This window comes from Shimia sp., from assembly GCF_039969785.1.
Taxonomy (GTDB): Bacteria; Pseudomonadota; Alphaproteobacteria; order Rhodobacterales; family Rhodobacteraceae; genus Shimia.
Genome location: NZ_JBDVNC010000033.1, coordinates 185520 through 197889 on the forward strand (window position 1 = coordinate 185520; position 12370 = coordinate 197889).

Sequence of the window (12370 nt, forward strand, 5' to 3'; positions counted from 1 at the left end):
TCAACATCGGGCGAAAGTGCCCGTCTCCATTTATCATGTCACAGGAGGAATTGAAGGTGAATTTGCGGCATGTCGTTGACATATCGCAAATTCACGATCTGTTTTTAGCGATCAGCCGTTGTCGCGCATGCGGGCCTGATAGTCATGCGCCTGCCAATCCGCACGGAATGCCCATTCGGCTTCAGGTTGGCGCGCGGCCAGATCATCGGAAATCTCGACCTCGTCAAAGCCGCAGCGGCGTGCCATGGCGTATTGGTCAGAAATCACGTGTCCCTTGGCCCGCAGGCGTCCGGTATATCCGGCCAAACGCAATTGGCGCGCGATGGTAAAACCTCGCCCGTCTGCAAAACTGGGGAAGTCGACGCGGATCATCTGGGCTGATGTCAGCTTGTCGGTCAGCGTGGCCGGGTCGGTGTCAGAACTGACATCCAGCGCGGCGACGTCATTGGCGGCGTCCGCAGACGGCACATAGCCAAGCGTCCAGTCATCTGCGCCAAAGCCGCTATCGGTTACAATTACACTCATGTCATCTCTCCAACTCGCACCATTTTGCCGTTTACAAAATGAATGCCGCATTCTTCTTTGTCCTGACCGCGCCAGCGGCCCGATCTTGGGTCTTCGCCGTCTTTGACCGGCGAGGTGCAGGGCGCACAGCCAATCGACGGATAGCCATTGGCCACCATCGGATGGCGGGGCAGGCGGTTTTCTTCCATATAGGCGCGCACGTCGTCGGGCGCCCAATGGGCCAGGGGGTTGACCTTGATGCGTCCGGTGAACTCTTCGACCTCAAAGAACTCCATCGCGGCGCGGGTGCCCGACTGAAACCGTTTGCGTCCGGTGATCCAGCCGTCAAAACCGCGCAGGGCCTTTTGCAGGGGCCGGGTTTTCCGCAAGGCGCAGCACGCGTCGGTGTCGCGCTGATGCAGCGTGCCGTCAGGGTCTTCGGCCTGTAATGTCATGTCCGAGGCGCGGATGATCTGAACGTTACTCAGATGCAGACGTTCGGCCAGTTCAGCCTGATAGACCAGCGTTTCCGTGAACAGCATTTCGGTGTCCACGAATAATACAGGAATATTGCGATCGACCATCGATGCGAGGTGTAGCAGGGCCACGGATTCCGCGCCAAATGACGACACGAGCGCAATTTTGCCCGCCTGCGGATCGCGCAGGGCCGCCTCGATCACCGCAGTTGCCGAATGGTGACGATAGCGTGCGTTCAGCGCGTCCACCTTGGCCTGAAGCGGGTCACGCGAGGCTGCATCGCCGGGGTCTGCCGCTGTGTTCAGCGGCGAGACCAAAGGCGTGAAGGTATCATGCGGCATTGGCCTGTACCTCTGGGTAGAGATAGGCTTTGAACGGGGCCAGACCCAGACGGCGATAGGCCGCCAGGAAGGTTTCCTCGGGTCCGTCGCGCAATTCAAGATAGCCCTGAACCAGACGTTCGATGGCCGGCACGATCTCGTCATAGGCAAACCCAGGACCGGCACGTTGACCAATCGCGGCATCCCAGGTGGCGTCGCCCCCAAGGGTGATCTGGTAGTTTTCTACACCGGCACGGTCGAGACCCAGAATGCCGATATGGCCGACATGGTGGTGGCCACAGGCGTTGATGCAGCCCGAAATCTTGATCTGCAGATGGCCGATATCATGCTCGAGCTTGAGCTCGTCAAAACGGGTGGCGATCTGCTGGGCCACCGGGATAGAGCGGGCCGTGGCCAATGCGCAATAGTCCATGCCGGGGCAGGCGATGATGTCTGACACAAGGCCAATATTGGCCGTGTGCAGATCAGCGTCGCGCAGCGCATCATAGATCGCGGGCAGGTCGGATTTGTGCACATGTGGCAGGATCACGTTCTGCTCGTGGCTGATGCGCAGTTCGTCATGGCCGTATTTGCGGGCCAGATCGGCCAGTACGCGCATTTGCTCAGAGGTTGCGTCGCCCGGTGTCTCGCCGTGTTTCTTGAGCGATACGGTGACGATGCTGTAACCCTGTGCGCGGTGTGCGGTCAGGTTGGTATCGGCCCAGCTGCGGAACATGGGGTTGGCGTCATAGGCCAGATCATATGCGGCGGTTGGCGCGTCGCGGAACGTGGGCGCAGCGAAATGCGCTTCGATTTTGGCCAGCAGACGCTGGTCGTGGCCGCCAAATGTTTTGCGCACTTGCTGGAAACGTTCCTCGACGCGAGCACGGATATCGTCCAGCCCATGTTCATGCACAGTGATCTTGATGCGGGCTTTATATTTGTTGTCGCGGCGGCCAATCTGGTTCCAGACTGAAACCACGGCTTCGATATAAGGCAGAACATCGGCTTTTGGCAGGAAGTCATTGATAACCTTGCCAATCATCGGTGTGCGGCCAAGTCCGCCGCCGACCAGAATTTGGTAACCGGTTTCGCCTGCATCGTTCTTGACGATGCGCACAGCCAGATCATGCGCCTTGAGCACGGCGCGGTCTGCAGCAGCGCCAGACACAGCGATTTTGAACTTGCGGCCCATGAACTGGAATTCCGGATGGTCAGTTGACCATTGACGGATCAGTTCGGCCACTGGGCGCGGATCTTCGATTTCATCGGCAGCGGCACCGGCAAAATGGTCGGCTGTAACGTTGCGGATAGTGTTGCCCGAGGTCTGGATGGCGTGCAGGTTCACCTCGCCCAATGCGTCCAGCATATCCGGCACATCGGTCAGTTTGGGCCAGTTGTACTGGATGTTTTGACGGGTGGTGAAATGGCCATAGCCCTTGTCCCATTTGTCCGCCAACAGGGCGAGCTTGTCCATCTGGGCGCTGGACAACGTGCCATAGGGAATGGCGACGCGCAGCATATAGGCGTGCAGTTGCAGGTAGAGGCCGTTCATCAGGCGCAGGGGCTTGAATTCGTCCTCAGTCAGGGCACCGGACACGCGGCGTTCAACCTGCGCGCGGAACTGGCGATTGCGCTCGGCAAGAAATGCGGCGTCAAAATCGTTGTAGTGATACATGGCTATGACCTTTCGCTGGTTACGGGCTGGACGCTCAGAGCGCCTTGCTGTCCCGGGCGGTGTCCGCCTGTTTGCCGTGGAAGTAGTTTGAGGGTCCGGTGCGACGGAATTCCTCGCGGAAATGGGTTGGCTCGGGGCCAGTGTCGCCAGAGGTGGCGTCGGCCAGATAAGCGCCCACAATTTCACCTGCCTGCTGTTCGGCTTCGAGCAAACGCAGTTGGGCATGTGCCTCGTCAGTCAGAAGCTCTGCTTCGGCGAGGTTGCGCGACCAGCTGTCATCAGCTGTCAGATAGATCACGTCACCTTCGATAAGGGCATTGGCGGTGATCACTTTGGGGGTAAATGCGCGGGCCATCAGGCAAGCTCCTGTGCATGGAATTCGGTTGATTTCTGAATACGGGTCGCGGCGCGTGGGGCGAGGCCCAGGAATGTAAGCGCCGGCCCGCCGCTACAGCGCTCTGCCAGATCGGTTGGCAAGGCAGCGAGTGTGGTTGCAATGATACGTTCGTCAGCGCGCGAGGCGTTTTCAACAATAGTCACCGGGGTTTCGCCATCGGCGCCATGCATCAGCAGGCGGCCTTGAATAAACCGAGCGGCTTTGACGCCCATGTAGATGGCCGCAACTTCGCCCGGACGCGCGAGGGTCTGCCAGTCGTGATCGGCAAAGCCTTTGGTGTCATGGCCAGTCATCAGACGCACCGCGCCGTTGCGGCCGCGTTTGGTCAGGCTTTGGCCGATATTGGCCACTGCCGAAGAGGCCGCTGTAATGCCGGGCACGATGGTCCATGGCAGGTTTGCAGCTTCCAGCGCTTCTATCTCTTCGTCCAGACGTGCGAACAACGTGACGTCGCCGCCCTTGAGCCGCGCAACACGAGCCCCGGCGCGGGCGTGTTTCACAATCAGCGCGTGGATGTCGGATTGTGCGGTAGAAGGACCAAAGCCCTGTTTGCCGACATTGATCAGTTGGGCGTCGGACTTGGCAAGCGCCAGAACGTCCGCGCTGACCAGACGGTCATGGATGACGACATTGGCCGTTTGCAAAACCCGCAAGGCCTTGAGTGTCAGCAATTCCGCGTCACCGGGGCCCGCGCCGACAAACACCACCTGACCCGAAGCGGGCAGGGTGGGCGTGGTCGAAGCCGGTTGTGTGATCGCAGGCGAGGCCATGAGAGAATCCGTTTGTTTGACTTACTATGCAATATAGGAAATTATCCCGGTTATTCGCTAGATGCTGGCGGAAATAGAAACGTATGTTCTGGTGTGAACGCCAGTGAGTGGGTTTGTTCTGGAAAGTGGGAGAAATTGGGATGTCATTGCGCATAGACGACATGGACCGGAAAATCCTTGGGGAGTTGCAGCGGGATGCGGCGCAGTCTTTGGATGAAATTGCCAAGCGGGTCGGATCGTCTAAGACACCGGTCTGGAACCGAATTCGCAAATTGCGCGATGCCGAAGTGATCCGTCAGCAGACTGTTTTGCTGGACGCCGAGGCGCTGGGATTTGAAGCGTGTTTTTTTGTGTTGATACGCACCTCAGAGCATGAGGCGGACTGGCAGGCGAAATTTCTGCAAGCGCTAAAGGATCGCCCGGAAGTGCAGGAAGCGCATCGGTTGGCCGGTGATATCGATTATATCCTGAAGGTTCAGGTGAAAAACGCCCGCGCCTATGACACGTTTTATCAGGCGCTGATTTCAGAGGTCAAGGTGCACAACGTGACCGCGCTTTTGTCGATGGAACAGATCAAATCCACAACGATGTTGCCGCTCTGAGATGGACCAATTGGCGCGTCGGCGGCGCATCGGTATTGCGTCGGTATCACGTCGGTGGCGAATTCAGGCGGTCACTGTCAGCGCGGTCAGTCCATGAAAGTGGAATGTGTTGGCGAAGCCTGGCGAGGCGGTCAGTTTGAGGTTTGGGCAGCGGTCGAACAGGATGGGCAGCGCCACCTGCATTTCGAGCCGGGCGAGCGGGGCACCGACACAGAAATGCAGCCCGCCGCCAAAGCTGGTATTGGTGATGACGGGGCGCCCCGGGTTAAAGCGATTGGGGTCTTCCCACATGCCGGGATCGCGATTGGCTGCGCCCAAGAGCAGTGCCACCTGATCGCCGCGATGGAAGGTGTGGCCGGACACCTCGATATCCTCATAGGCATAGCGCGTGAACATGTGCAGCGGTGGATCGTATCGCAGGATTTCCTCGACCGTGCCGTCGATCTTGTCCGGCATTAACCATGACCGGTCAATATTTTGTTCCAAAAGCGTTTTTACACCGTTACCCAGCGAATGCACGGTGGCTTCGTGGCCTGCATTCAGGAGAAGAATGCAGGTGGTGATCAGCTCGGGGGTGGACAGTTTTTCACCGGCTTCTTCGGCCTCGATCAGGCGGGTGATCAGGTCGTCGCCGGGGGTTTTTCGGCGGGTGTTGATGTAGTCGGTGAGAAAGGCCGTAAATTCGGTGGCGGCCTGTGCGGCGGCGTCTTCGTGGGCGCGGGTGCGCGACGCCATGTACATGGCAACCATCGCATGCGACCAGCGCAGGAATTGCGGGGCCATATCATCGGGCACCCCAAGCAGGCGGGCGATGGTGATAACCGGTACCTGCGTGCAATATGTGTTGAGCAGATCAAACGGCTCTGCGGGAAAGTCATCAATCAGGTCATGACACAGGGTTTCGATGCCCGGGCGCAGGTCAGAAATGGCGCGGCTGGTAAATGCGCGCAGCACGAGCGAGCGCAGGCGTTTGTGGCGGGGCGGTTCCAGTTCCAGCATGGAGTGGGCTTCGACCGCGTAGAACGGCTCAAGATGCGGCGGGATGTCGGGGGCCAGTTCGGGTGGCACCTCTCTGCCAAAACGGCGGTCCTTGAACAACATCGTGACCAGCGCATGGGACAGGGCGACGGGCATGCCATAGTCCTGCCAGAACACCAACCGGCTTTGGCTGCGAGCGTTGTCGTAGAACGCATAGGGGTTTTGCACAAATGCTGGATCGGTCGGGGACTGGCTGAGTGTTATCATGGCGTCAGTTTCATTGTGCGGGCGCAATTGGCAAGGGGGCGTGATCCAAATGTGCGCTGGCGCGCGCAGTTTTGCGCCTTTGGCGGGTGACGTGCATCGTGACGGGGGCGTGTGGGGCGCCCGGGGTGCGCTGACTTGTGGGTCGCAGGGCATCGGGAATGGCGCTAGGGTGGACGTATGAGAACGTGGATACGGCATCGGGCAGCGATTCTGGCGCTTTTTCTTTTGGTACTGGCCGCTGTTGCGGGCGGGGTCTGGCGGTTTGGCTATGGTCAGGCGCTGGATCAGCTTGCGCAGCGCGGTGAGGTTGACCTTGCGCTGGCGGCAGACCGGTTGACGGCGCAGCTTCAGCGGTATCAGGAACTGGCGGTTCTGATGGCGGAGCACCCTGATTTACATGATCTGGCCCGGGGTGAAGGCGATGCGCAGGCTGCGCGGGCGCTGTTGCTGGAAGCGGCGGACAAAACTGCCGCGCTTGATCTGATTTATGCAGATGTTGACGGGTCGGTTCTGGCGGCGGCGCATGACACCATTAGAGGGGCCAACGATCTGGTGACGACGCCCTATTTTGAGCGGGCGTTGCATGGCGCATTGGGCGCGTATCATGCGGTGGATGTGCGCTATGGGCGGAGGGCGTTTTATTTCGCCTCGCCCAGTTTTGGCGCGGATGGCCGTGTCAGCGCGGTTCTGGTTGTGGTGGTGGATATCGAGAATGTCGAAGAGAACTGGCGCGGGGACCGCCCGGCTGTGTTCTTTGTGGATGAGGCGGGCGAGGTGTTTATCTCAAACCGTTCGGAACTGATATTCTGGCAGCGCCGCGCAGGGGATGTGGGGTTGGTGCCGCCCGAAGGGTTTGCGCCGCCGTTTCAGCAGTTTTTCCGCGCCGGGCACGAGCTTTGGCGGTTGGACTGGGGGCCGTATCTGCCCGAGCGTGGGTTGCATATTGCCAAGGACCTGCCGGTGATCGACATGCGCGGTGAGGCGATTGTGGACGTGGCACCTGCGCTGCGTCTGGCGGGATTGCAGGCGGCGGTTGTGGCGGCGGCGGCGATGGTGTTCGGCTTGATCCTGTGGCAGGCAATTGAGCGGCGCCGGGTGTTGGCAGAGGCCAATATGGTGTTGGAGGAGCGGGTTGGCGAGCGCACCCGCGCGCTGAGCGAGACCAACCTTGCCCTGCGCCATGAGATTGTCGAACGCCAGGATGCCGAGGCGGCGCTGAAACGGGCACAGGCGGATCTGGTGCAGGCGGGCAAGCTGAGCGCGTTGGGACAGATGAGCGCCGGGATCAGTCATGAGCTGAACCAACCCTTGATGGCAATCCAAAGCTTTGCCGAAAACGGTGAACGGTTTCTGGAGCGCGGCAATCAGGGCAAGGCAGGCGAAAATCTGGGGCGGATTGCCCAGATGGCGACACGCATGGCGCGCATCATTCGCAATTTGCGGGCCTTTGCGCGCAATGAAAGCGAGCCGATGGGTAAGGTCGATTTGGTGGCAGTGATCAGTCAGGCCGTTGAATTGGCTGAATCGCGGTTGCGTCGGGACAATGTGCACTTGCATTGGGACCCGGACAAATGGCGCGACCCGGTTTATGCGCTGGGGGGCGAAGTGCGGTTGGGGCAGGTGTTTGTAAACCTGATCAACAATGCGGCGGATGCGATGGTTGATGCGCCGCGCAAAGAGATTTCAATTACGTTGGACGCAGGGCCGCGATTGTCGGTGGTGGTGCGTGATACCGGACCGGGCATTTCTGAGCCAGACCGGATATTTGACCCGTTTTATTCAACCAAGGAAGTGGGCAGTTCCGAAGGCATGGGATTGGGGTTGTCGATCTCTTATGGTCTGGTGCAAAGCTTTGGTGGAAATATTCGTGGCACCAACGCCCCGGAAGGTGGCGCGCAGTTCACGGTTGAACTGGATTATTGGAATGAGGAAAAGGTGGCATGAAGGCGCCGGTTTTGGTGGTGGATGACGATCCGATTGTGCGCGAGGCATTGACGCAGACGCTTGAGTTGGAAGATTTTCCGGTGATTGCGGCGGGGTCATTTGTTGAAGCCAAAGATCACATTGAACCGGGGTTTTCGGGGGTGATCCTGTCGGACATGCGGATGCCGGGGCGGGATGGTTTTCATTTGTTGGAATTCACGCACGAGGTTGATGCGGAATTGCCTGTGATCCTGTTGACGGGCGAAGGTGATGTGCCGATGGCGGTCAGGGCGATGGCCATGGGGGCGTTTGGGTTTTTGGAAAAACCCTGTGCACCATCCGAACTGGTGGCGGTTATTGAGCGTGCCCAAAAGACACGCAGCATGGCGCTGGAAAACCGACGCCTGAAGCTGCAGCTTGAAACCGGCGACCCGGCAGCACGTTTGATTTTCGGTATTTCGAAACAGGCTGAACTGTTGCGGACCCAGGTGCGCAATGTCGGTCGGATCGGAGCCGAGGCTTTGGTTACCGGGGCGCAAGGCTCTGGAATTTCGAAAGTTGCCGAGGTGATCCATCTATGTTCGCCTCAGAGCAAAGGGCCATTTGGCAAACATACTGCTGCGGGGATGGTGCCGGACCGGTTTCAGCAGGCCGTGAAAGATGCGGGCGGTGGAAGCCTGTTTCTGGATGAAATTCAGGCGATGCCGATGGAGACGCAATTTGCATTGATGGCGTTGATGGAGCAGGGCGCGCATCCGCGGCTTATCTTTGGCAGTGCCGCGCAGTTGCGCGATGCGGTTGGGGCAGGCACGCTGCATGGCGATTTGTATTACCGGATGGACGCCTTGCAGGTGCGAATTCCATCATTGTCCGAACGGCCCGAAGATATCCCGGTGTTGTTCCGTCATTATGTGGCGCAGGCTGCCGAACAATCGGGGGTGGTGGCACCAGACGTGACGCCGGATGTCATTTCCGGTCTCATGGCGCGGGATTGGCCGGGCAATGCGCGGGCGTTGATGAGCGTGGCGATGCGGTTTGTGCTGGGCTTGCCGGGTGAAGAAACCCAGAGCGGCGGCTTGGGACTGGTGGATCAGATGGCACAGGTCGAACGGTCGTTGCTGGCCGAGGCGCTGCGTCAACATCGCGGGCGGGCGTCTGTGGCGGCTAAGGCGCTGAAGCTGCCGCGCAAGACGATGTATGACAAGCTGACAAAATACGGGCTGAAGCCCGAAGATTTTCGGTAAGGCCCGGTCATTCAGGGTATTTCGCGAAAAATTCGACGGAACATTGTATGGCCTGCGTTCAACTGAGCAAGACAAATACAGATTGAGGTTCCTAATGCGTTTTCCAAAGTATTTTGCCGTTGCGACCTGCCTTTGTGCGCCTGCCGTTCACGCGGAACAGTTTAAGGCGGATGTCTGGGCGGACAATTGGTTTGCCTTTCATGTAAACGGCAAGACCGTGGCCGAAGACAGTGTTTCGATTACAACCGAGCGGTCCTTTAACGCTGAGAGCTTTTCGTTTCAGGCAGAGCGCCCCTTTGTGATCGGGTTGATCGCTAAGGATTTCAAAGAGAATGACACAGGCCTGGAATATATCGGGTCGCGTCGTCAGCAGATGGGTGATGGGGGCGTTATTTTGCAAGTACGCGACGGGCAGGGACATGCCATTGCGGTAAGTGATGCAAGCTGGCGCTGTATGGTGACGCACGCGGCGCCGTTGAACAAATCCTGCGCGCGCGAAGACAATCCGGTTGCTGGGCAAGGACCATGTGGGTTCAGCGAAACGGCTGCGCCTCAAGGCTGGGATCAGGCCGGGTTTGACGACAGTGGTTGGTCCAAGGCAATAGAGTATTCCGAACGCGATGTGCGGCCCAAAGACGGCTATGACCGGATTTCCTGGGATCGGTCCGCCGAGCTGATCTGGGGCGGGGATCTGGAAACGGACAACACGATTTTGTGCCGTCTCACAGTGGACTAGCGGTCGCCCTGACACCGCGCGGTGTGGTCCTGTTTGTGCAGGTCCAGATCGCGGCTGGCGGTGAAATTACCGCGTACATGTTCCAGCCAATAGCCGAAATACGTCTTGTCCGTCTCGGCATGAAACACTTCGGGCGCGCCTTTGTGCAGGGCGGGCAGACGGGTCCATGGCACGTTTGGAAAGCTGTGGTGTTCGTTGTGATAGCCGGTGTTGAACAGCAGCCAGTTGATCGGGCCATATGTGGAACGAGTTGGGTTTTCCGCGTCATCGCCGGGGTGTTCGGACAGCGACTGGCCCAGATTAGAGATGCCAAGCTTGCCGGGAAAGAAAGACGCGGTCCAAAGGTGATAGAGCAGCGCCCACGGGCCGAGCAACAGAAACAGGATGACGTTTGAGAGCAGCGACACTGCGATATAGGGCGCCATCTCGCGCCAGCTTGGGCGGGTGCCGGTAAAGCGGTCAACAGGATCGCTTTGAGGGCGGCCCGAGGCCAAGGCATAGGCGCGTGGCAGGATCAGATCACCAATGAAGATGCTGCCAAAGGGCAGGGCATGGATAAACAGGGTCAGACCGGTGAGCAGCTTTTGCCGCCCGGGTGTGGTTTGGCCGACATACTGGCGCGCCTGAAGGGCACACAGGTCTTCATGTTCATAGTCACGCGCATAGTCGCCCATAAAGGGATGGTGGCTGGTGATATGCTGATGCTGATAGATCAGCTGTTTGCCATAGGTGGTCAGGATGAATTCCAGCGCCAGATCAAACCCAGCTTGGCGCGTGGGCCACGAAATATCAGCTTGTGACAGGTTTCGTGAATCAGTGACGCGGCAGAGTGATAGATCAGTTGCCCCACGATGAAGGCCGTCAGGCCGATGACAAGCACGCTGCTGTCAGATACCAGCCACGCCACGCCCCAATGGGCGGCCAGCAACACCGGCAGTGCCAGCGCGGTGCGTGGGTCCGCACCGGACAGGGTCGACAGTTCAGGGTGCGCGCGAATAGCTTCGCGGCGCATGTCATTATGGCGACGTGATTGCACAGATATACGAGCGGGCGCCGAAACCGGCGCTGCGGTGTCTAACCGTAAATTGGTTTGCATAAATGACCTGATGAAATGCCTGTTTTTTTTGCAACCTAGTATCTGTGGGTCTCAGGTCAAGCATGTGAGCCAGCGGGGGCTTGCAATTTGCGCAATGCGGACCAATGAACATTGCATGGCTTGTGCGGGATTCCGCACAAACCGGGCGCTAACGCGTGCGAAAATCCGCACGGGTTGCATAGTTTCCCAATGGTAAGGTGTTTCAAGCAGATCACATTTCCTTGAAATTGCTTGAAAAATGAACCTTTCGCACATTTCGCAAACAAAGTGTTGAAGCAACTTTCCGCTCACGCCAAACTTTATGAGTGTCGTCCAGAGGGGCGAGAATTCTGCAATCGATCGTGTAATCCGGGGAGGAACCCACATGAAATTTTTGACAACCGCAGCCACAGCACTTGCATTGGCCGTAACCGCAGGCACCGCCGCTCAGGCCGCTTGTGACGAAGGCGAGATCGTTATCAAGTTCAGCCACGTCACCAACACCGACAAGCACCCCAAGGGGATTGCGGCGTCGTTGCTGGAACAGCGCGTGAATGACGAGATGAACGGCAAAGCCTGCATGGAAGTTTTCCCGAACTCGACGCTCTATAATGACAACAAGGTTCTGGAAGCCATGTTGCAGGGCGACGTTCAGCTGGCCGCACCTTCGCTGTCCAAGTTTGAAAAGTTCACCAAAAAATTCCGCATCTTTGATCTGCCCTTCATGTTCAAAGACGTAGGCGCAGTTGATGCGTTTCAGGCGTCGGACGCGGGTCAGGGCCTTTTGGACAGCATGCAGCGTCGTGGCCTGCAGGGCGTTGCCTACTGGCACAACGGCATGAAGCAGATGTCTGCCAATGTACCTTTGGAGTCGCCTGCAGACGCAAACGGTCTGAAATTCCGAGTTCAGTCGTCGGATGTTCTGGTTGCTCAGATGGAAGCCATCGGTGGCAGCCCCCAGAAAATGGCGTTCTCGGAAGTGTATGGCGCGTTGCAGCAGGGTGTTGTGGACGGTCAGGAAAACACCTGGTCGAACATCTATGGCAAGAAGTTCTTTGAAGTTCAGGATGGTGTGACCGAAACCAACCACGGCATCATCGACTATCTGGTTGTGACCAGCGTTGACTGGCTGGACAGCCTGGACGCGGATGTGCGTGATCAGTTCCTGACCATTCTTGGTGAAGTCACAGAGGTCCGCAACGCAGAATCGACTGCCGTCAACAACGCAGCCAAAGACTCGATTGTGGCCGCCGGTGGTGTGATCCGCCAACTGGATGCCGCTCAGCGTCAGGAGTGGGTTGATGTGATGAAGCCTGTTTGGGACAAGTTCTCGAAGGACGTAGGCCAGGAAAACATCGACGCTGCACAGGCGATCAACGCCTCTATGTAAGCACCTGAT

The 12370-nt window shown here is 58.4% G+C and carries 13 protein-coding genes; 5 read left to right on the plus strand and 8 right to left on the minus strand.

Going from position 1 to position 12370, the window contains the following annotated elements:
- Positions 1–111 precede the first annotated feature (111 nt).
- From ABJI08_RS15250 to cobA, 5 genes are read right to left on the minus strand one after another with little or no spacing between them, the layout of a single operon-like run.
- Complete coding sequence (locus tag ABJI08_RS15250) at positions 112–525, minus strand: DUF934 domain-containing protein (protein ID WP_348402699.1); 414 nt, start codon at positions 523–525, stop codon at positions 112–114.
- Entirely contained in the window at positions 522–1322 is an 801-nt protein-coding gene (locus ABJI08_RS15255; RefSeq protein ID WP_348402700.1) for a phosphoadenylyl-sulfate reductase, read from the minus strand. Before ABJI08_RS15255 ends, ABJI08_RS15250 begins: the two co-directional genes overlap by 4 nt.
- Positions 1312–2979, minus strand: coding sequence for a nitrite/sulfite reductase (locus ABJI08_RS15260; protein ID WP_348402701.1), 1668 nt, complete (start codon positions 2977–2979; stop codon positions 1312–1314). The genes ABJI08_RS15255 and ABJI08_RS15260 overlap by 11 nt, the downstream gene beginning before the upstream one ends.
- 34 nt (positions 2980–3013) lie before the next feature.
- Positions 3014–3334, minus strand: coding sequence for a DUF2849 domain-containing protein (locus ABJI08_RS15265; protein WP_348402702.1), 321 nt, complete (start codon positions 3332–3334; stop codon positions 3014–3016).
- The gene (cobA, locus tag ABJI08_RS15270) at positions 3334–4146 is read right to left on the minus strand and encodes a uroporphyrinogen-III C-methyltransferase (RefSeq protein WP_348402703.1); all 813 of its coding nucleotides are present in this window, start codon (positions 4144–4146) and stop codon (positions 3334–3336) included. The genes ABJI08_RS15265 and cobA overlap by 1 nt, the downstream gene beginning before the upstream one ends.
- A gap of 140 nt (positions 4147–4286) precedes the next feature.
- Here cobA and ABJI08_RS15275 point away from each other — a divergent pair, with 140 nt between their 5' ends.
- The gene (locus tag ABJI08_RS15275; RefSeq protein ID WP_348402704.1) at positions 4287–4748 is read left to right on the plus strand and encodes an Lrp/AsnC family transcriptional regulator; all 462 of its coding nucleotides are present in this window, start codon (positions 4287–4289) and stop codon (positions 4746–4748) included.
- Positions 4749–4811: 63 nt separating this feature from the next.
- Here the strand turns inward: ABJI08_RS15275 and ABJI08_RS15280 are convergent, their stop codons facing one another.
- Positions 4812–5993 carry a cytochrome P450 gene (locus ABJI08_RS15280; protein ID WP_348402705.1) on the minus strand — a complete coding sequence of 394 codons (1182 nt, stop codon included), beginning with the start codon at positions 5991–5993 and terminating at the stop codon, positions 4812–4814.
- Between the two features lie 177 nt (positions 5994–6170).
- Between ABJI08_RS15280 and ABJI08_RS15285 the strand changes: the two genes are divergently transcribed.
- The 3 genes from ABJI08_RS15285 (at position 6171) to ABJI08_RS15295 (ending at position 9896) form a co-directional block, all read left to right on the plus strand.
- On the plus strand, positions 6171–7937 hold the full coding sequence (locus ABJI08_RS15285; protein WP_348402706.1) for an ATP-binding protein: 1767 nt from the start codon (positions 6171–6173) through the stop codon (positions 7935–7937).
- Positions 7934–9160, plus strand: coding sequence for a sigma-54 dependent transcriptional regulator (locus ABJI08_RS15290; protein WP_348402707.1), 1227 nt, complete (start codon positions 7934–7936; stop codon positions 9158–9160). The genes ABJI08_RS15285 and ABJI08_RS15290 overlap by 4 nt, the downstream gene beginning before the upstream one ends.
- Positions 9161–9254: 94 nt before the next feature.
- Positions 9255–9896, plus strand: coding sequence for a PEBP family protein (locus ABJI08_RS15295; protein WP_348402708.1), 642 nt, complete (start codon positions 9255–9257; stop codon positions 9894–9896).
- On the opposite strand, the gene ABJI08_RS15300 is transcribed toward ABJI08_RS15295, so the two are convergent.
- Together ABJI08_RS15300 and ABJI08_RS15305 are read right to left on the minus strand one after the other, a co-directional pair.
- Positions 9893–10699 carry a fatty acid desaturase gene (locus ABJI08_RS15300; protein WP_348402771.1) on the minus strand — a complete coding sequence of 269 codons (807 nt, stop codon included), beginning with the start codon at positions 10697–10699 and terminating at the stop codon, positions 9893–9895. The genes ABJI08_RS15295 and ABJI08_RS15300 overlap by 4 nt on opposite strands.
- The gene (locus tag ABJI08_RS15305) at positions 10630–10992 is read right to left on the minus strand and encodes a hypothetical protein (protein ID WP_348402709.1); all 363 of its coding nucleotides are present in this window, start codon (positions 10990–10992) and stop codon (positions 10630–10632) included. The genes ABJI08_RS15300 and ABJI08_RS15305 overlap by 70 nt, the downstream gene beginning before the upstream one ends.
- A 364-nt stretch (positions 10993–11356) precedes the next feature.
- On the opposite strand from ABJI08_RS15305, the gene ABJI08_RS15310 reads away from it, so the two are divergent.
- Positions 11357–12361, plus strand: a complete 1005-nt coding sequence (locus tag ABJI08_RS15310; protein WP_348402710.1) for a DctP family TRAP transporter solute-binding subunit — start codon at positions 11357–11359, stop codon at positions 12359–12361.
- The last annotated feature ends 9 nt before the right edge of the window (positions 12362–12370 follow it).